15 protein-coding genes and 1 other RNA gene are annotated in these 20174 nt (G+C 61.3%); 8 read left to right on the top strand and 8 right to left on the bottom strand.

The window, feature by feature from the left end; genetic code table 11:
• Positions 1-1032 carry an adenosine deaminase gene (gene add, locus ACSQ3I_RS16355; protein WP_436000604.1) on the bottom strand — a complete coding sequence of 344 codons (1032 nt, stop codon included), beginning with the start codon at positions 1030-1032 and terminating at the stop codon, positions 1-3.
• Positions 1033-1265: 233 nt separating this feature from the next.
• On the opposite strand from add, the gene ACSQ3I_RS16350 reads away from it, so the two are divergent.
• The 3 genes from ACSQ3I_RS16350 (at position 1266) to ACSQ3I_RS16340 (ending at position 7383) form a co-directional block, all read left to right on the top strand.
• Complete coding sequence (locus ACSQ3I_RS16350) at positions 1266-1931, top strand: OmpA family protein (protein ID WP_436000602.1); 666 nt, start codon at positions 1266-1268, stop codon at positions 1929-1931.
• Between the two features lie 47 nt (positions 1932-1978).
• A complete protein-coding gene (locus ACSQ3I_RS16345) occupies positions 1979-3391 on the top strand; it encodes an FAD-binding oxidoreductase (protein WP_436000601.1) in 1413 nt (470 codons plus the stop codon).
• 176 nt (positions 3392-3567) lie between these two features.
• Entirely contained in the window at positions 3568-7383 is a 3816-nt protein-coding gene (locus tag ACSQ3I_RS16340) for an AsmA family protein (RefSeq protein WP_436000599.1), read from the top strand.
• Between the two features lie 50 nt (positions 7384-7433).
• Here the strand turns inward: ACSQ3I_RS16340 and ACSQ3I_RS16335 are convergent, their stop codons facing one another.
• From ACSQ3I_RS16335 to ACSQ3I_RS16310, 6 genes are all read right to left on the bottom strand, one after another.
• A complete protein-coding gene (locus tag ACSQ3I_RS16335) occupies positions 7434-7649 on the bottom strand; it encodes a ribbon-helix-helix domain-containing protein (RefSeq protein ID WP_436000597.1) in 216 nt (71 codons plus the stop codon).
• Positions 7650-7867: 218 nt separating this feature from the next.
• Positions 7868-8062: a DUF4169 family protein gene (locus ACSQ3I_RS16330; protein ID WP_436000596.1), complete on the bottom strand. Its 195-nt coding sequence runs from the start codon at positions 8060-8062 to the stop codon at positions 7868-7870.
• A gap of 50 nt (positions 8063-8112) precedes the next feature.
• Complete coding sequence (locus ACSQ3I_RS16325) at positions 8113-8619, bottom strand: SspB family protein (protein ID WP_436000724.1); 507 nt, start codon at positions 8617-8619, stop codon at positions 8113-8115.
• Between the two features lie 121 nt (positions 8620-8740).
• Positions 8741-9104, bottom strand: a transfer-messenger RNA (tmRNA) gene (ssrA, locus tag ACSQ3I_RS16320).
• 120 nt (positions 9105-9224) lie between these two features.
• Positions 9225-12410 (bottom strand): efflux RND transporter permease subunit, encoded by a 3186-nt coding sequence (locus tag ACSQ3I_RS16315; RefSeq protein WP_436000594.1) that lies wholly within the window; start codon positions 12408-12410, stop codon positions 9225-9227.
• Entirely contained in the window at positions 12407-13630 is a 1224-nt protein-coding gene (locus ACSQ3I_RS16310; RefSeq protein WP_436000592.1) for an efflux RND transporter periplasmic adaptor subunit, read from the bottom strand. Before ACSQ3I_RS16310 ends, ACSQ3I_RS16315 begins: the two co-directional genes overlap by 4 nt.
• A gap of 445 nt (positions 13631-14075) precedes the next feature.
• Here ACSQ3I_RS16310 and ACSQ3I_RS16305 point away from each other — a divergent pair, with 445 nt between their 5' ends.
• Complete coding sequence (locus tag ACSQ3I_RS16305; protein ID WP_436000590.1) at positions 14076-14387, top strand: DUF2853 family protein; 312 nt, start codon at positions 14076-14078, stop codon at positions 14385-14387.
• A gap of 109 nt (positions 14388-14496) precedes the next feature.
• Positions 14497-15291: a thymidylate synthase gene (locus ACSQ3I_RS16300; RefSeq protein ID WP_436000722.1), complete on the top strand. Its 795-nt coding sequence runs from the start codon at positions 14497-14499 to the stop codon at positions 15289-15291.
• Positions 15292-15312: 21 nt separating this feature from the next.
• Here the strand turns inward: ACSQ3I_RS16300 and ACSQ3I_RS16295 are convergent, their stop codons facing one another.
• Positions 15313-16623, bottom strand: a complete 1311-nt coding sequence (locus ACSQ3I_RS16295) for a hypothetical protein (RefSeq protein WP_436000588.1) — start codon at positions 16621-16623, stop codon at positions 15313-15315.
• 726 nt (positions 16624-17349) lie between these two features.
• Between ACSQ3I_RS16295 and ACSQ3I_RS16290 the strand changes: the two genes are divergently transcribed.
• The 3 genes from ACSQ3I_RS16290 (at position 17350) to hflC (ending at position 20061) form a co-directional block, all read left to right on the top strand.
• Positions 17350-17874, top strand: a complete 525-nt coding sequence (locus ACSQ3I_RS16290) for a dihydrofolate reductase (protein WP_436000587.1) — start codon at positions 17350-17352, stop codon at positions 17872-17874.
• A 142-nt stretch (positions 17875-18016) separates the two neighbouring features.
• The gene (hflK, locus tag ACSQ3I_RS16285) at positions 18017-19120 is read left to right on the top strand and encodes an FtsH protease activity modulator HflK (protein ID WP_436000585.1); all 1104 of its coding nucleotides are present in this window, start codon (positions 18017-18019) and stop codon (positions 19118-19120) included.
• Complete coding sequence (gene hflC, locus ACSQ3I_RS16280) at positions 19120-20061, top strand: protease modulator HflC (RefSeq protein ID WP_436000583.1); 942 nt, start codon at positions 19120-19122, stop codon at positions 20059-20061. Before hflK ends, hflC begins: the two co-directional genes overlap by 1 nt.
• The last annotated feature ends 113 nt before the right edge of the window (positions 20062-20174 follow it).

Genomic DNA, 20174 nt, shown 5'->3' with positions numbered 1-20174 from the left:
TCAGGCGGTTTCGGCGATCAGCGCATCGATTTCAGCGGCCCAGGCGGACGACCAGCTCTTCTTGGTCGCGTCGTCCAGCCAGGACCCCTCGATGGCGGTGAGGATGGATGTTCGGATATCCGCGGGCGAAAAGCCGAGTTGTTGCGCCGCTTTTTCATATTCGCCGCCGAGATCGGTGAAGAACATCGGCGGGTCGTCGCTGTTGATCATCACCTTCAATCCGAACTCCTTCATCTGACGAATGGCATGATCCGGTGCCGAGAGGTCGTGCCAGGGCGAGGTGACGGCGCTAGTCGAGGGGCAGACGGTGAAGAGGATGCCCTCGTCGCGGCAGCGCGCCATCAGCGCCTCGTCATCGACGACATGGTAGCCGTGGTCGATGCGCCGGACGCCAAGAGAATCGATCGAGCGGCGGACGAAATCGGCAGGACCGGTTTCGCCGGCATGGGCGGTGACGTTGAGGCCCGCCTTGCGGGCGCGGGCAAAGAGCGGGCCGTAAGGCTCCGGCGGGAAAGGGGCTTCGTTGAAATCGAGGCCGATGCCGATCAGCTTTTCATCGCCGCGAGCGAGAATCATATCGAGAAGCTCCTCGCCGGCGGCCGGGCCGAGTTCGCGGTTCACGCCCGGCGCAATGCGGCTGACGATGCCGAAATCGTGTTCCGCATCGGCCATGCCGGTGAGGATGCCGTCCATCTGCGTGTCGAAGGAGACGCCGTTGGCGAAATGCACCTGCGGCGAGAAGAAGAATTCGACGTAACGGGCATTGCTGCCGGCGCAGCTTTGCAGCATTTCGTAGGTGATGCGGCGATAGTCGTCGGCGGAAATCACGCTGTCGGAGACGGCTGTGTAGATCGTTAGAAATTCTTCCAGCGTCTCGTAGCGATAGAGATCCTTGACCTCCTTGAACGGTGGCAGTTTCACCCCGTTCTTGACCGAGAGCGCCAGCGCCGTTTCCGGCCGGATGCTGCCTTCCAGATGCAAATGGAGTTCGATCTTTGGCACGCGGGCGAGAAATTCGCTGATGCTGATCATGATTTTTGTTCCCTTTTTTTGCCCTAAAATTAGGCATTATTATTTCATGCTTAAAAAGTTTTCATGAGCATTGCCCGGTGTCAAGGTGAAGCTGCCGGCGGTAGTGTTCTGGCCAGAAATGTGGTTTTGCGATCACACCGGGCGAGGGTTGCGAGCGGAGAGGTCGCTACCCATGAAATTGCCGTGATTCGTGATATGACGAAGTTTCAAGCCTGAAGAGGGAGCCTGATTCCATGATGAAGAAAATTGCCATCGCCGGCCTTGCCGCCGTCTATCTTTCCGGCTGCACGACCACCGATCCCTATACCGGCGAGCAGAAGGTTTCGAACACCGCGGGCGGTGCGATGATCGGCGCCGGCCTGGGTGCGCTTGGCGGTTTGGCTGTCGGTCACTCGGCGGTTTCGCGTCGCAATGCGGCTCTGCTCGGTGCCGGCATAGGCGCGCTGGCTGGTGGCGCCATCGGCAATTACATGGACAATCAGGAAGCCGAGCTGCGTGCGCAGCTGCAGGGCACCGGCATTTCCGTGACCCGCGCCGGCGACCGGATCATCCTCAACATGCCGTCGAACATCACTTTCGCGACCGATCAGGATTCGATCAGCCCGGCCTTCTTCCAGACGCTGAATTCCGTTGCCATCGTCCTGCGCAAGTTCAACCAGACCCTCGTTGACGTCAACGGTCACACGGATTCGACCGGCAGCCTAGCGCATAACGAGGATCTGTCGCAGCGCCGCGCCATCTCCGTCGCCAGCTATCTCGGAAGCCAGGGCATCGACCAGCGCCGCATGTCGGCCATGGGTTTCGGCCCGAGCCAGCCCGTCGCCTCGAACGGCAGCGAAGCGGGCAGGGCGCAGAACCGTCGCGTAGAGATCATGATCGCGCCGATCAAGGCGGGCTGATCGAAACGGCAGTGACGTAACATGATGATGAGTGGGGAAGAGTAGTCATGGCATTGTCGGATCTCCGCGCGGGCGAGCGGAACGAAGCCGGTATCGCCAGTGTTCTGGGCATTCTGAAGCAGGCGTTCGGCGAGCGTTTTCAGACGGGCGAGACGCTGCGATACCAGCATGCGCATACGACGACCTATATTCCGGCGCAGCTGCCGGATGGCGTCGTCTTTGCCGAAAACGCCGATGACGTGAAGACGGTGGTGCGCGCCTGCGCCGACCACCGCGTGCCGGTCATTCCCTTCGGCACCGGCTCTTCCCTCGAAGGCCAGGTGAATGCGCCCTCAGGCGGAATATCGATCGATTTCAGCCGGATGAACCGCATTCTCGAAGTCAATCCGGAAGATCTGGACTGCACGGTCGAGCCGGGTGTGACCCGCGAGCAGCTGAACGTCTACCTGCGCGACACCGGCTTGTTCTTCCCCATCGATCCCGGCGCCAATGCCTCGATCGGCGGTATGACATCGACGCGCGCCTCCGGCACCAATGCGGTGCGCTATGGCACGATGAAGGACAACGTGCTGTCCGTGACCGCCGTCGTCGCCAATGGCGAGGAGGTTCGCACCGCCCGGCGCGCCCGCAAATCGTCGGCCGGTTACGACATGACGCGGCTCTTCGTCGGCGCTGAGGGCACGCTTGGCGTGCTGACCTCCGTGACGCTCCGGCTGCAGGGCATTCCGGCGGTCATCGCCGGCGGCGTCTGCGGCTTTCCATCGCTTCGCGATGCCTCCAACGCTGTCATCATGACGATCCAGCTCGGCATTCCCGTTGCTCGCATCGAACTCGTCAATACCCTGCAGATCAAGGCCTGCAACGCCTATTCCGGTTTGACATTGGCCGAACAGCCGACGCTGTTCGTCGAGTTCCACGGCAACGAGGAAAGCGTGGCACTGCAATCGCAGCAGTTCGGTGAAATCGTTGCCGAATGCGGCGGCGGCGAGTTCCAGTGGACCGCCGATCCGCAGGTTCGTGCCAAGCTCTGGAAGGCCCGCCACGACGTGTATTTCGCCGCCAAGAACCTGAAGCCGGGTGCGGCGGTGATTGCGACGGACGTCTGCGTGCCGATCTCGCGGCTGGCCGATTGTGTCGCCGAGACGGAAGAGGATATCGACGCCCACGGGCTGATCGCGCCGATCGTCGGCCATGCCGGCGACGGCAATTTCCACGTCAGCCTGGTGCTCGACGACAAGGATCCCGCCGACGTCCGGAAGGCCGAGGAATTCGTGGCGCGGCTCAATGCGCGCGCGTTGGCCATGGATGGCACCTGCACCGGCGAACACGGCATCGGCCAGGGCAAGATACCCTATCTGGAACAGGAGCTTGGCGGCACGGTTGACCTGATGCGCCAGATCAAGCGCTCGCTCGATCCGGACAACATCTTCAACCCCGGAAAGATCTTCTATCTCGGCTGAAAAGCTGCATTTTTCGCGTTGGCGGCTTGCTCCTGCCGGGAATGCGGTTAGTGTTCCTGCCGAGGGCTGTAAGAGAGATCTGGCAGGATGCCCTAACATTTTGAATATGCGCATGAACTTGTCAGAGCCTCCTCCGTCGGAAGTGGGGCCTTCATGCGCAACGGAGAGACGATGCGGTGCTAGGACGGATTCTGGTGTTCCTCGGCGGCGTGCTGGTGGTGCTGCTGTTTGCAGCGCTTCTCGCACCGCTCTTTGTCGACTGGACCGACTTCCGCAAGGATTTTGAGCAGCAGGCCAGCCGTATCATCGGCAAGAAGGTGGTCGTTCACGGCGCCGTCGATGCCCGCATCCTGCCGTTTCCCTCCGTGACTCTGCACGACGTGCGTGTCGGGCAGGAAGAGGACGGCACGCCACTGGTCAAGGTCGAGCGTTTTTCCATGGACGCGGAGCTTGCGCCCTTCCTGAGCGGCGAGGCGTTGATTTTCGACATGCGCATCGAAGAACCGGTTGCCCGTATCCGCCTTCTGGAAGACGGCACGCTCGACTGGATGCGCGGCAGCAAGGCCGATATTCCGGCGCGCTCCGTCGTCTTGGAAAACGTCCACATCACCGGCGGGCAGATCGATTTCATCGACGAGCAGTCCGGCCGCACCAGGCGCATTTCCGATCTGAACGCTGAAATGTCGGCGAAATCGCTGGCGGGGCCGTGGCGCGTGGAGGGCAGTGCGGCACTGGACGGCGAAAAAGGCGCGTTTTCGCTGACGAGCACGCAGCCCGACGAAGACAAGAATGCCATGCGGCTGAAGACCCGCATCGTGCCGAACGGCCGTGCGCTCAGCGTCGATCTCGACGGTGAACTGAAGATCGTCGATAGCAAGCCGAGCTACCAGGGCAGCTTTACCGCGGCTTCGCTGGAAAAGACCGACAACAAGCAGGCCGCACCGGCGCCCCGCCTTTCCGGACAGTTCGAGCTGACCAACGAACGCATGCGGATTCCGGAGTACCGCCTGGAGATCGGCGACACGCAGGATCCCTATGTCGTTACCGGCGAAGCGACGCTCGATACCGGCAAGCAGCCGGAATTCCTGCTGACGGCGGACGGCCAGCAGATCGACGTCAACCGGATCGGCAATCGCGGCACCGAAGGCAAGACTGGGCGGGATGCCGCCATTTCAGCGCACGAGCGGCTGAATACGCTGATCGGCATCCTGGCGGATATCCCCGTGCCGCAGGTGCCCGGCCGGGCCAACCTGAAACTGCCGGCCATCGTCGTCGGCGATACCACGATCCGCGACGTGCGCCTCGATGTCCGACCGGACGGCGACGGCTGGGCGATCGACAACGCCGTGGCGATCTTCCCGGGGCGTACCCAGGTGGAAGCTAAGGGCAATCTCGTGCTGCGCGGCGAACCGTCCTTCACCGGCGACATGCTGGTCGCCTCGACCCAGCCCTCCGGCCTGTCGAGCTGGCTGTCCGGCAACGTCGATCCGGTCATCCGGCAGTTGAAGACGGCTGGTTTTTCCGCTTCCGTCAGCCTGACGCCCGAGTTGCAGCGCTTCGAGCGGCTGGAATTCGTCGTCGGCCAGGAGGTGATGCGCGGCCGTATCGAGCGGCAGGCGGTGGAAGGCGAACGGCCGAGCCTGTCGATGGATCTCAACGGCAATGCCATCGATCTCGACGTGTTGCGGGCGCTGGCCGGCATCTTCGCCGGCAAGGATGCCGATAGCGGTTTCCTGGAGCATCGCATCGCCGCGCAGATGAAGGCGTCGAAATTCATTGCCTTCGGCGTCGAGGCCGAAAATGTCGATACGGTGTTCACCGTCGACGATGGCGCGCTTTCGCTGGAGCGGCTGACGATCGGCAACCTCTCGGGTGCGGCGCTGACCGCGATCGGGCGCGCCGAAGGAGCGCTGACGGATTATTCCGGCACAGGCCGCATGACGTTTCAGGCCTTCGATCCCGGCCCGTTCCTGGCGATGCTGCAGGCACACCTGCCGCATCATCCCGTTATCGACCGGCTGGTGCGCAATGCCGCGTGGTTTGCCAATGCCGATCTGAAGCTGACGCTTTCGATCGGCGGCGAGCAGGGGCAGGGGCTGTCCGTCAAGCTGGCGGGGACCACCAACGGCAGCCGCGTCAACCTCGATTTCAAGTTGCAGGACCTGCTCAGCATTTCCGATGGCGTCAGCCTGGAGGCGACGCTCGAGAACCCGGTGACGTCGATCCTCTTCGGCCAGGCCGGCTTCGACCCGCTACCGCTGGAAGCCGACAGCAACGGCGTGGTGGCGCTGAAGATTGCCAGCTCCGGCGGCACGACGGCGGATGCGACGGTTGCCTATACGACGAAACAGACGTCGTTCAACGCCTCCGGCAACATTGACCTCGCCTCGGAGCGATTCCTGTCCGGCCAGATGAAGATGACGCTGGAGAGCGGCGACATCGAGCCATACCTCATCATGAACGGCATCAGCCTGCCGCAGCTCGGCGCCGGCCTGCCGATCAAGGCGACGTCGGACCTGGCGGTCGACCCGGCGCAGATGACCTTCTCCAACGCCAGGATCGAAGGCGGCGGAAACGTGCTTGCCGGCGGCATCACCTTCGACCGCCAGCAGGCCGTGCTGACGGCGTCTGGCGATGTCAAGGTGACGACGGCCGATCTCGGCTGGATGGCGGAGGCGATCTATGGACCGTTGTTCGATCCGCTGACCGGCAATTTTTCCTCGGCGCCGCTGCCGAAACTTGTTGGCGGCCTCAACGCCAATCTGAAACTGCGGGCCACCAATTTCTGGCCGGGGGTCTTCGGGCCGGTTCGCGATTTTACCAGCAACCTGAATTTCAAGGGCGACCAGCTGGTGCTGGACGACATCGACGGAACCTGGAGCGGCGGCAAGCTGTCGGGCCGCGTCTTGCTGGGCAATTCCGAAGGCGCCGGTTTCCTGCAGACCCGTTTCGACGTCGAGGATGGAGATACTGCCGCCATCGCCTGGATGCGTGGTGGAGCGCCCGTCGTGACCGGCCGTTTCGGCCTGACGATGACGGCCGAGTCGACCGGCCAGTCCGTGGCGCAGATCGTCGATGGCGCCAGCGGATCGGGCGAACTCAATCTTGCCGATGCGGCGGTGCAAGGTCTCAACCTCGGACTGCTGCGGCCATTGATGACGGCTGCCGACGACATGCAGGGTGAGCTTGGTGCCGCCCGCATCCTGCCGGTGGTCAAGAATCTAATATCGGGAGAAACGGCATCGCTGGGCGCCGTCAGCGTACCGTTCAACCTGGCATCCGGGATGTTGCGGGCGCAAAACATCACCGCCGCCAACGAATTCGCCCGGCTGACGGCCGATGCGACGATCGATGTCGCCGCGCACACGCTGGATGCGGCGCTGAACATCGCCTTCTCGCCGCCCGTCGATGCGCCGACCGGAACCGAGCCTGGCGTCCAACTGCAGTTTTCCGGGCCGCTGGCGGCTCCTGAACAGGCCATGGACGTGACCGACGTTACCAACTTCCTGTCGATGCGGGCCTTCGAGCGCGAGCGGCGGCGGGTCGAGCGGCTACAATCCAATGTCCTGGAAAAACAGCGGCTGCGGCGCGAGGTGGCGCTCTACAAGTTCCGCGCCGACGAGCGGCAGGCAGCCCGCGAGCGGGCGGCCGAAGAGGAGCGCGTTCGCAGCGGCGAGGAACTTCGCCTGAGAAAGCTGGCAATCGAAAGAGAAACGCAGCGCAAGGCTGAAGCCGAGGCCAAGGCGGCGGCCGAAAGGGCTGAGCGCGAACGGGCCGAGGCCGAAGTTCGTGCAGCGGCGGAGAAGGTCGCGCAGGAAAAAGCGGCTGCCGAGGCGCGTGCGGCGGCGGAAAAAGCCGCCAGGGAAGAGGCAGAACGGGAAGTCCAGCGCCGGTCCATGCCCGTCAACCCGGAAGAGAAGGTTACGCGCGGCGGCGAGCTCGTTGCGCCGGAGGGGCTGAATTTCGAGATTTTGCCGGGCGTGCAACAGTAACAGGCCGCGCCATAGGCGAAAGCCCTGCAACAGCAGGCAACGAGACCGCGCTATCGCGCCGCCTGCCTGACCCAGTCGAGAACGAAGACGCGCAGGGCGGAGGAGAGGTTGCTGTCCGGGCTGCGGCTGTCGTCGATTTCGCGGAGCAGGGCTGCCAGCGGCATGTTTTTCTGAGCGGCGATGGCGTTCAACTCATCCCAGAATGCGTCCTCGAGCGAGAAGCTGGTGCGGTGGCCGTGCAGCGTGGCGGAGTGTTTTCTGATCATCCTAGAGCAATTCCAGCAAAAGTGCGTAGCGGTTTTGCGTCCGGAATTGCGCAAAAACAAAAGGAAGAGCATTTTCGCGATTCGCAGAAAAGCGGAAATGCGCTGGCCTGACAAACTGATTCAAGCCGTTGCGAACCTGATTCCGGTTCGATGTTCAAGGCATTGAAATCGTGTGCTGATCCGAACCCGGGTATCCGGGAAGAACCACTGGAATTGCTCTATTCCGTGTCCGGCTTGTGCTCCAGGCGACCCTGGTCGAGGGTCTTTTCCGCCTTGTCGTTCAAGGCTTGGGTCAGCGTTTTTTCTGCCTTGGTGCGGCCGAAGGAGATGCGGTTTTGCTCCGCCTGCGCCTCGCGGTCGCGGCGGTCCTTCTGCTTGCGGAACTGGCGCAGATTGACGAGATCTCCGCTCATAGACGTCTCCAAAACGGCACCGGGCGCTTTGGGCGCCCGGAATTGAATGTTTATTGCTTCTTGCGGAAGGAATCGAGCGAAACCACCGAGGCCGGTTTCTTGTCGTCGCCGCCGGTGGGCTTGGCTTCTGTTTCCGGCTTTTCGCTGGCGACGGGATAGGCGGTGATTTCGGCACCGCCGAGATCTTCTTCTTCGGCCAGCGGCACGTCGAATTCCAACTCGAAATTCACCGACGGATCATAGAAGCCGCGGATGGCATTGAACGGGATCACCAGCTTTTCCGGCGTGTCGGAGAAGGAGAGGCCGATCTCGAAACCGACGTCGGACACCTTCAGTTCCCAGAACTGGTGCTGGACGACGATGGTCATCTGCTCGGCATATTTCGACTTGAGGTGCTGCGAGATGCGCACGCCCGGCGCACCGGTCAGAAAGGTGATGAAGAAATGATGGTCGCCCGGCAGGCGGCCGGTGGCAGCGACTTCAGTCAAAACCTTGCGAATCACGCCGCGGAGCGCGTCCTGCGCGAGAATGTCGTAACGGATGTGGTCCTGCCCCATCTTGTCCTGTCTTTCTGTACTTACCATCGCAAATCAAGGCTATATGCCATGTTGCCGCGCCGTGGGAAACCCCTCAAGGGCCGAGTCAGTTCATCATATCTAATTTGCAGCGAATGGAGAAGGTGAAGGCTTCTGTTGCCAGGTGCCTTCGGACCCCGCCTTACGGTGCTAACCGCAAGGACTTAGGTCGGGTTTCCCGCACCGCCATTAGGCAGCGAGAGCATAACCCTTAGCGTTGTTGTCGTTTGCAACTACACTTGTGACCCGATAACGGCGGTATCATGCCGAGCACAGCTTTTGTCTTTCAACACCAGTCGATCCCATGTCGCCCCCATTTGCCGATGAAACGATCATCGAGGTTGCTGGTGGAGGCGGGGGCATCGAAGCCCCGTCCTGTATGCCTATTGCACAAAAGGTTTAGCACCGTAGTCTCCGCAAGCGGAGCACTTTGACAGATAGGCAAAAGTTGCGGCACTTTCAAGGCCATTCGTCATCGTCAGCGGCTCATGTGGACAACCGTTTCAACGAAGCTGCCTTGGATTTCCGCCGCTGTCTGGCGTCGTTGAATATGCCGGGGATTATAGGCGCGTCCCCGGCACTCGGTTTCAGGGGGAAACAGTGGCGGATGTCGTCTCCGTCGCCTCCTCGATCTTCGGCCTAGCCTTCCTCCGCCCGCGCAGGATCACGTAGAAGACCGGGGTCAGGAAGAGGCCGAACAGCGTCACGCCAAGCATGCCGAAAAATACGGCGGTGCCGAGGGACTGGCGCATTTCCGCACCGGGGCCTGTCGCGATCATCAACGGCAGCACCCCGAAGATGAAGGCGAAGGCGGTCATCAGGATCGGCCGAAGCCGAAGCCGCGTTGCCTCCACCGCTGCGTCCACCGCCGTCATGCCTTCATCCTGCGCCTGTCGCGCAAATTCCACGATGAGGATGGCATTTTTTGCGGCGAGGCCGATCAGCACGATCAAGCCGATCTGGGTGAGGATGTTGTTGTCCATGCCACGGAACTGCACCCCGAGCAGGGCGGCGAGGATCGCCAGCGGCACGATCAGGATGATCGCCAGCGGCAACGTCCAGCTCTCATACTGCGCGGCCAACGCCAGGAAGACGAAGACGACCGAGAGAGCGAAGATGTAGATCGCTGTGTTGCCGGTATTGCGCTCCTGGAAGGCAAGCTCCGTCCATTCGTAACCCATGCCAGCCGGCAGGATTTCGCTGGCGATCTTTTCCATCTTTTCCAGCGCATCGCCGGTCGATACGCCGGGACCCGGCGTACCCTGGAGCGGCACCGAGACATACATGTTGTAGTGCTGGACGAGGGAGGGGCCGCTGGTATCCTTGATGTCGACCAGCGTTCCCAGCGGAACCAGGGCTCCGGTGGCCGATCGGACCTTGAGCCCCAGAATGTCCTCGCGATTGACGCGGAACTGCTGGTCAGCCTGCGCACGCACTTGATAGACGCGTCCGAAAGCGTTGAAGTCGTTCACATAAGCAGTGCCGAGGTTGATCGACAGCGTATCGAAGATGTTGGGAATGGGGACGTTCAGCATTCTCGCCTTGTCCCGGTCGATCTCCAGGAAGTATTGCGGGCTGTTGGCCGAGAAGGTGGTGAAGACGCCCGTCAGCCCCTCGGTCTGATTGGCGGTTCCCATCATCTGGTAGGCGATCCCCAGCGCCCGCCGCATGTCCGACGTGCCCCGGTCGACCAATTGCATCTTGAAGCCGCCGCCGTTGCCGATACCGCGAACGGAGGGCGGCGGGATGGCGATGATGAAAGCCTCTTTTATCGATTGAAGCTTGCCGTACATTTCCCCGATGATGGCGGTGGCCGTCCTATGGCTTTCGTGCCGGGCCTCGAAAGATTCGAAGGTGGCGAAGATGACGCCGGCATTGGAGGCATTGGTGAAGGTCGCGCCGCTGAAACCGGAGAACGATACCGTGTTGGCGATGCCCGGTACGCCCTTGATGATCTCGTCGGCTTCGAGCATCGCCTTGTCCGTGCGGTTCAGCGACGCCCCGTCCGGCAGTTGGACAACGACGATCGCATAACCCTGATCGCCGGACGGTATGAAGCCGCGCGGCACCGTGGTCCCCATCAGATAGGTGGCAACGAGCAATCCGGCAAAAGCCAGCATGACGGCTGCAAGGGCAGTCCGTGTCTGCACCAGATGGCGCACGACCCAGGAATAGCCGTGACTCAATTTATCGAAGCCGTTGTTGAAGCCGTCGGCGATAGCCCCGAACAGTGCGCTGACCGGATTTCGCCGTGTGTGGGCATGCGCGTGCGGTTTCAGCAGCAAGGCGGCGAGGGCGGGCGACAGGGTCAGCGAGTTGAGGGCGGAGATGGCCGTAGCGACCGAAATGGTCACCGCAAACTGCCGATAGAACTGTCCGGAGATCCCCGGGATGAAGGCGGTCGGCACGAACACGGCGATGAGCACCAGCGAAATTGCCAGAACCGCAGTCCCGACCTCGTCCATCGTCACATGCGACGCCTCCAGCGGCGACATCCCCGCCGCGAGATTGCGCTCGACGTTTTCCACCACGACGATGGCGTCGTCGACCACGATGCCGATCGCCAGGACCAGCCCGAACAGCGTCAGCATGTTCAGCGAAAAGTCGAACGCCAGCAGGAACGCGAAGGTGCCCACCAGCGACACGGGAATGGCTATGATCGGGATAAGCGCCGTCCGCCAGGATTGCAGGAAGACAAGCACGACGATGGCGACGAGAATCGCCGCCTCGATGATCGTTTTGTAGACCTCCTCGATCGATGCGGAGATGAATTCTGTCGGATTGTAGACGATCCTGTATTCGAGCCCCGGAGGGAAATCGCGGGCCGCGGCCTCCATCGTCGCACGGATCTGCTCGGCCGCCTCCAGCGCATTCGTTCCCGGACGGGAAAAGGCGGCGATGGCGACGGCGGGTTTGCCGTCGAGATAGCTGTTGGTGACATAGTCGCGAGCGCCCAGTTCAATGCGAGCGACATCCTGCAAATGGACAAGGCGGCCGGCCTCGGAGGACTTGACGATCACGTAGCGAAATTGCCGCGGGTCGGAAAACCGGCCTTGGGTCGTCACGGTATATTGAAACGCATTGGCGTCGCTTGTCGGCGGTGCGCCAATGGAGCCGCCGGACACCTGCACGTTCTGCTCGCGAAGCGCCTGCACCACGTCGGCCGCGGTCATGCCGAAGCCAGAGAGCTTGTCGGGGTCGAGCCAGATGCGCAGGGAGTATTCCCGTTCTCCGAACAGCAGCACGTCGCCAACGCCGTCGAGCCGGACAAGGCTGTCGCGGATGCGGTTACGCGCATAGTTCGAGACGTAAAGCTGGTCGTAGCGATCGTTCGGCGACAGGAGATGCACGACCATCATGATGTCGGGCGAACTTTTTGCCGTGGTGATGCCGAGCCGCCGGACCTCTTCGGGAAGCCGGGGTTCGGCGATGGCGACGCGGTTCTGGACGAGAACCTGTGCCTGATCGAGATCCGTGCCCAGCTTGAATGTCACGGTTAGCTGCATCTGGCCGTCGGCGCTGGAATAGGACGACATGTAGAGCATGTTCTCGACGCCGTTGATTTCCTGCTCCAGCGGCGTTGCGACCACGTTGGCGATCGTTTCGGAATCCGCTCCCGGATAGGCCGTCCGGATCACGATGGTCGGGGGAGCGATTTCCGGATATTGCGATACGGGCAGCTGAAAATAGGCGATGCCGCCGACGATCAGCAGCAGGATCGAGATGACCGTCGCGAAGATCGGCCGGTCGATGAAGAAGTGCGCGAACCTCATTGCAGCGCCTCCAGCGTCGCGGAGTCGGGCGCACCTTCGGTTCTCGTCTCGGGCAGGGTCGTGACTTCCGGCTTGACCTTGACGCCCGGACGGGCACGCATCAGCCCGTTGACGATGATCTGCTCGTCGCCTGACAGTCCTTCGCGGATGGCGCGGTATCCGTAAATGCGCGGCCCGAGCCTGACAGGCTTCGACGATACCGTTCCGTCATCGCCCACGACATAGACGATGCGCTGATCCTGATCCGATCCGATCGCTTCATCCGGTATGAGCACCGCCTTGTAGGTGTTCGAGGCCTCGATATGCGCACGCCCGAACAGGCCCGGCTGCAGGATGAGATCCGGGTTCGAGAACCGTGCCCGGATACGCATGGTGCCGGTTTCATGGTCGACGCGGTTTTCGGCAAAATCGAGCTTACCGACGAAGGCCTCCTGGTTTCTGTCGGTGATCTCCACTTTCACGTCGAGGCCGCCGCCGCCCTGTTGCAGGTCCGAACCGCGGGAGCGGGCGGTGTCGGCGAAGTTCAAGAGGCGGCGCTCATCGACGTCGAAATAGAAGTCGATCGGGTCCATCGAAACGATCGTCGTCAGGATGGACTGATCCGCCTGGATCAGGTTGCCGGCGGAGATGAGACGGCGGTCGATGCGGCCGGTGATCGGCGCCTTGATCTCCGTGTATTCCATATCGAGTGCGGCCCGGTCGGCCGCGGCCTGGGCACCCTGCACGCTTGCCTGGGCAGAAATCCATTCGCGGCGGCGGTCATCGAGCGTCGATATCGACTGGCTGCCGCTTTGCGCCAGGGATTCGGCCCGCTTGAACTGGGCTTCGGCGAAGGTCAGCGTCGACTTGGCAACCTCCAGCGCAGCGTTGGCCTGATTGCGGGCGGTGACATAGGGGCGCTGGTCGATGACGAACAGGATATCGCCCTTCTGGACGATGGTTCCGTCCTTAAACCGGATTTCCTCGAGGTAGCCGCCCACCCTGGCGCGGACCTCGACCTGATCAACGGCTTCGAAGCGGCCGATGAATTCGTCGTTATCGACAACATCGCGAACGATGGGCTTGGCCACGGTCACGAGAGGGAGGGATTGTTCTTGAGCGACCGCAATCGTTGGTCCAAGCAGCGTCAGTATTGTCGAAACAAGGATATAGTGTTGCCGCAGGCGCGGAAAATAGCCCGTTCGGTGGTGCGTAAGGCTCTGCTCGACAGACGCCATCATTTAAACCTCCAAAGGTGAAACGACACAGAAAATTTTATCGAAATTCACGAAGACTGGAATCGTACCGCAGCGTGAAGGTGCCATAAGCGAATATAATTGTTGATCGAATTATCGAGGTTGGCGCAATCGTGCTGCAGATTTCTATCGGCCGGAACCCGGCGTGCAGTTTATTCCCGTTGTCCGCCACGTGTGTTCCGGTTTGATTGTTGAGATCAGGAATGCAGGAGGCAAGGCTATTTTGGCGTGGCAGCCTTTACTCCTCTAGCACGGAGGGGAATTCACCAACAACAGTGGTGTCCCCCGCAACCACAGCTGCGAGACCTCCCGCCGATCCGGTTCCCGGGCATCCGAACAGGAATTCGCCGCCGCTTGACGCCGGGAAATGCTTCCACCATTCTCGCGGCGCGGGTGCCGCCAACGATGCACCCCGGAGGAAGGAGAGCACATGACGACCGACTATCTCGCAGACGTGAAGAAGTACGATGGCAATGCAGACGAGGCCATCGTGCAGAAGATCGTGCGCCACCTGGGGATTGCGCTGCGCAACCGCGATTCCTCGCTGGTATCGGCCTCCGACCCGACCGAACTCGCCCGAGTCAAGGAAAAATGGTGCGAAAAGAAGCTCGGCATCGGTGGCGATGAAGCCGACAAGGCGATCGATACCACCTGCAAGGCGATGGCGGCCGACCGCTCGAAATCGCGCGTGACCTTCTATTACCTGGTTGCCAAGGAACTCGGCAAGCTCGGTTCGCTGTAACGGCTGCCGCTGCCGCCGGCGAAGATGGGGATACCCCGCATGGCCGCTTGGTTTGGCCGCCTTTGGCGGCTAAACTGGGATGCTCAAGGGAATCGACGGCGGCACGCTCATGAAACAATATCTCGACTTTTTGCGCCATGTGATGGACACCGGCAGCGACCGCGGCGACCGCACCGGTACGGGCACGCGCTCGGTCTTCGGTTACCAGATGCGTTTTGATCTCGCCGAGGGCTTTCCGGTCCTGACGACCAAGAAGCTGCACCTGAAATCGATCGTCCACGAACTCCTGTGGTTCCTGAAGGGCGAGACCAACATCGCCTATCTCAAGGCGAACGGCGTTTCGATTTGGGATGAGTGGGCCGACGAGAACGGCGACCTCGGCCCGGTCTACGGCTCGCAATGGCGTTCCTGGCCGGCACCGGACGGCCGGCATATCGATCAGATCGCCGGGCTGATCGAGGGTATCAAGACCAACCCGAACTCCCGCCGCCACATCGTTTCTGCCTGGAACCCGGCCGAAGTGGACGAGATGGCGCTGCCGCCCTGCCACTGCCTGTTCCAGTTCTACGTGTCCGACGGGCGGCTGTCCTGCCAGCTTTACCAGCGGTCGGCCGATATCTTCCTGGGCGTGCCCTTCAACATCGCCTCCTATGCGCTGCTGACGATGATGGTGGCGCAGGTGACGGGGCTGAAGGCGGGCGACTTCGTCCATTCCTTCGGGGATGCGCATATCTACGCCAACCATTTCGAGCAGGCGAAGCTGCAGCTTTCGCGGACGCCGAAGGCGCTGCCGACGATGCGCATCAATCCCGATGTGAAAGACATCTTCGCCTTCACCTTCGAGGATTTTACCCTCGAAGGTTATGAGGCGGATGCGACGATCAGGGCGCCGATTGCGGTGTGAGGCGCCTTCCTGGCCGTGGGCTCAGGCGCGAATGGCCTTAACCTGATTTTCGTGCACGCTTGCGATCTGCGTCATGTCCTTGACGCCGGAGCGGAAGAAGCCCTTCGACTTGCTGCTGTTGATCGCGGCACCGATGCTGGTGATGTATTGCTTGATCTTGGCGTCGAGTTTTGCCGGCGTGAAGGTCGAACTGCCGATCATCTCGAAGGGGTTTACGTCCGCATACCAGCGGAAGAAGAGCAGCAGGCCGAGATCGTGCACCTGGTGCCCGTCGTAGGGCAGCCGGCCGCCGTTCACCACGTCGATATAGTGGCTGCTGCCTTTCGGCTGGATGATTTCAAGCTGTATCAGCCGCGTTGCGACAGGCGCCGGAAGCGAGAAGCTGATGCCCTTGATGTCGGCGAAACGGGCGTGGAACTTTTCCGTTTTCACCAGTTGCTCCATGTAGGTGGCAAAAAGGCTGAGTTCGACATACTTGCTCATCTTGTCGTCGGGGATCATCACCCGCCGCATGAAATAGTTTTCGAGGGCCCGCTTGATGTCTTCCTTGTCCTTCTTGATGCTGTTGATGACGTCGCCGTGAAGGTAGGAGCCGAATTTGTTGCCGTGGAGGGCGATGCGCTGCTGCGCGGACCTCGCTTGCTGGCGGGCGTCGCCTTCCATTTCGAATGTGGTCTGCAGCGTTTCTTTCAGCGCCGTTTCCGCACCCTCCTGGGCTACCGCCCAGCTATCCCTGAGAAGTTGGCGGATGGAGCGCACGGTGGGGATGGTATCGGCGCGAACGCCGAGCGTCGTATGCTTGTCGACCTTCTCGGTCACCGCGCCGACCATGCGGGAGATGGCGCTGCTCTGGTCGATGATCGGGGGTGCGCGTTCGTAGTCCGTCTGGGCGATCTTGGTATTGTACTTGAGCGAATCGATGCATGCACCGGCCACGGCGCCCACCACGGAACCGACGACCGGAATGGCCGAGAGGGTTTTGGTCGCGATCATCGAGATGAGTTTCAGGCGGGCGTTACCCGCTTCGCCGGCATCGCGGTAGACGGCACTGAAGTTGTCGTATGCGCTGTCCACCTGCTCGCCCATCTTGGTCAGATGCACCAGGTTCTGGTTCGCCAGGCTGAGGAATTTCGTCTTCACGTCGAGAATGGCGCTTTCCCTGTCGCTCGTAACCTTTGCGGTGAGCGTGTCCGGGGCGAGGACCCGTTGGTCGACCGGGATGAACGGCCCGGTGCGGCTGCTGGAGATTTCGTTGGTCAGGCGATAAGCGAGGTTGCTTCGGCCGCCGGACGCTCCGGCGGAACTGATCGACGCGAGGAAGTTGGCTTTCATCCTCTTTTCCAGCTCTGTCGGAAGGAAGACTGGCGCAATGGCGTCGGGGTGGCTCGCGGTGTCTTGCGGGCGCAGCGGTTCAGACGACATCGTCGGTTCCGACCCTCGGGCGGTTCCCAAGGCGGCGATCATGCTCGTCAGCTCGAGCCTGTATGTGTTCTTTTTCCTATCGTCTGTCCTGTAGTCGATAAGCATCGAATTGTATTGGGCGGTAATCTTGTCCGCCGACACGCCGCCGATTACCACTCCGTTGACAGCCTTGATGCACATGATGGCGCGGCAGACATGGGTGGAGCCGCTTCGAACCATGGGTACGTCGAAGATTTTCGCGGCGAAAAACGAGTTGGCTGCCGAGGGGTTCTTTTCCAGTTCGGCCAGTATAAAGGATGCTTGGGTCCGGGTGAGGGCGTCGCTGCCAAATACTTCCCTAACCCCGGGTACGACTTTGTCGTCAAAGGTCTTACGGTCTGTTGCGCTTAATGGCATATCCTGACTCCCTAAGGTGCGACGCCCCGTTTATTGATGTCTATCAAAATGAAAAATTCAGATTTTCTCTTCTGGAGGCGACACTAGGTGCTTTTTGTTTCTATTCGTTTAGTGGCGATGGTGAACGAAAATCTAAGTTTCACCCCTTTTGACACGCTTTCCATGCAGGAGATGGCGCCGCAAAGAAACCGGATGTAAGAGATGCGGGGAGAGCCTTGTCTCCAAGCAGAAAGGACATGCATGCCAGTTCCCGCCATTTCCATCGTCGTCGCCGTTTCGGAGAATGGCATCATCGGCCGTGACGGCGACATGCCGTGGCGGCTGTCGACCGATCTCAAGCGCTTCAAGGCGCTGACGCTCGGCAAGCCGGTGGTCATGGGACGCAAGACGCTGCAGTCGATCGGCAAGCCGTTGCCGGGACGGCCGAACATCGTCATCACCCGCGATACGGGTTTTCAATTTGCGGGCGTTGATGCCGTTCATGATCTCGATGCGGCATTGGCACAGGCGGCAATTCTGGCTGCGGAAACGGATGCGCCGGAAATTGCGGTGATCGGCGGTGGCGAAATCTACCGGCAGGCGCTGGATCGGGCCGATATCCTCTATGTCACCCACGTGGACTGTGTGGTGGAGGGCGACACGCGGTTTCCCGCCATCGATCCAGCGTTTTGGGAAAAAGGCGACGAGGAAGTCGTTCCCGCCGGTGAGCGCGACAGTTATGCCACCCGCTTTGTTATCTACCGGCGGCGGGCGGCCAAAGTTTAACTATTTTCCGTTAATTGGCCCGAAGTTTAGCATGTCGCGTTGAAAGCACTGTCTGCGATACCTATAAGGTGGATAACGCGTGCCGGCAGTCATATGGATTGCGGGTACGACCGTTTGCGCAAGTCTTACAGATGAGGTTTTGATGCCCTGGAGCAATCAGAATGGTGGCGGCGGCGGCCCTTGGGGGGGCGGTGGCGGCAATAATCAGGGGCCTTGGGGCCAGGGACCGAACCGCCCGCGTGGCGGCGGCGGTGGCAACAATGGCGGCCCTCCGGATCTCGAAGATATCATCCGGCGGGGTCAGGACCAGCTGAAGAATATCATTCCCGGTGGTTTCAACGGCGGCGTGCTCGTCATTCTCGCCGGCGTCCTCGTCATCTTCTGGCTCATCCAGTCGATCTACACCGTCCAGCCGGACGAACGTGGCGTTGAACTTCGCTTCGGCAAGCCGAAGCAGGAAGTCGCCATGCCCGGCCTGCATTTCCACCTCTGGCCGTTCGAAACCGTCGAAATCGTCAAGGTGACCGAGCAGCAGCAGAATATCGGCTCGAAGGCGTCGTCTTCTTCGAATTCCGGCCTGATGCTTTCCGGCGACCAGAACATCGTCAACGTGCAGTTCTCCGTGCTCTATACGGTGAGCGATCCGAAGTCCTACCTCTTCAATCTCGAAAATCCGGCAGAGACCCTGCAGCAGGTGGCCGAGAGCGCCATGCGCGAAGTGGTCGGCCGCCGTCCGGCGCAGGATATTTTCCGCGACAACCGCCAGCAGATTGCCGCCGAAGTGAAGAGCACCATCCAGACGACCATGGACCATTACGGTTCGGGTATCTCGGTGAATGCCGTGGCGATCGAGGATGCGGCACCGCCGCGTGAAGTCGCCGACGCGTTCGATGAAGTGCAGCGCGCCGAGCAGGACGAAGACCGTTTCGTCGAGGAAGCCAACCAGTACGCCAACCAGAAGCTCGGTCAGGCCCGTGGTCAGGCGGCGCAGAACCGCGAAGAAGCGGCCGCCTACAAGGATCGCGTCGTCAAGGAAGCGGAAGGTGAAGCGCAACGTTTCGTTGCTATCTACGACGAATATTCCAAGGCGCCGGATGTCACGCGCAAGCGTCTCTTCCTCGAAACGATGGAAAACGTGCTGAAGAACTCGAAGAAGATCATCATCGACGAAAAGCAAGGCGTGCTGCCTTACCTGCCGCTCAACGAGATCACCCGTCCGCAGTCGCAGCAGGGAGGGACGCAGTGATGTCCAATCGTTTGCCCGCTTTCCTGATCGGCCTCGTCGTCGTTCTCGGGATTATCTATTCGTCGGTTTTCGTGGTGAACGAGCGCGAGCAGGCGATCGTCGTCCGCTTCGGTCAGATCCGCGACGTCAAGACGGAGCCCGGCCTCTACTTCAAGCTGCCGTTCGCCTTCATGGATGCCGACCGCGTCCAGTACGTGCAGGACCAGGCCCTGCGGTTCGATCTGGACAATATCCGCGTCCAGGTTTCGGGCGGCAAGTTCTACGAGGTCGATGCCTTCGTGGTCTACAAGATCACCGATGCGCGTCGTTTCCGCGAAACCGTCTCGGGTGACCGGGAAGCGGCCGAATCGCGCCTGCGTACCCGTCTCGATGCTTCGTTGCGCCGGGTTTACGGTCTGCGCGGCTTCGAATCGGCACTGTCCGATGCGCGTGCCTCGATGATGAAGGAGGTCGGTGACGACCTGCGCCCGGATGCCGAATCGCTCGGCCTGCGCATCGAGGACGTCCGCATCCGCCGCACCGACCTGACGCAGGAAGTCTCGCAGCAGACCTTCGAGCGCATGAAGGCCGAGCGTCTTGCCGAAGCGGAACTGATCCGCGCCCGCGGTAACGAAGAAGGCCAGCGCCGTCGCGCTATCGCCGACCGCCAGGTGGTCGAGCTGATCGCCGGAGCCCAGCGCGATTCGGAAATCCTGCGCGGTGAAGGCGATGCCGAGCGGAACCGCGTCTTTGCCGACGCTTTTTCGCGGGACCCGTCGTTCTTCGAGTTCTACCGTTCGATGCGCGCTTACGTGGCGGCGGTCGGCAGCCCGGACACGACGATGGTGCTTTCGCCGAACTCGGAATTCTTCCGCTATTTCGAAAATTCGGCCGGCGCTGCGGCGCAGCCGGCAGATGGCGCCGTACCGGTCACCGGCGGCGCAGCGGTTCCGGCGAACTGATTGCCCGACCGGGCATGACACGAGACTTCGAGAGGCCGGTTTTCCGGCCTCTTTCTTTGGTGTGGACAAGGGGGCCGACAAGTGGCCTGCTCGCGGCAATATGATCCGGCTGC

This window comes from Rhizobium sp. LjRoot30 (genome assembly GCF_964253915.1).
Lineage (GTDB): Bacteria > Pseudomonadota > Alphaproteobacteria > Rhizobiales > Rhizobiaceae > Metarhizobium.
The sequence above is the reverse complement of the archived record's forward strand: the minus strand, read 5'-3'. Positions and strand labels throughout refer to the sequence as shown.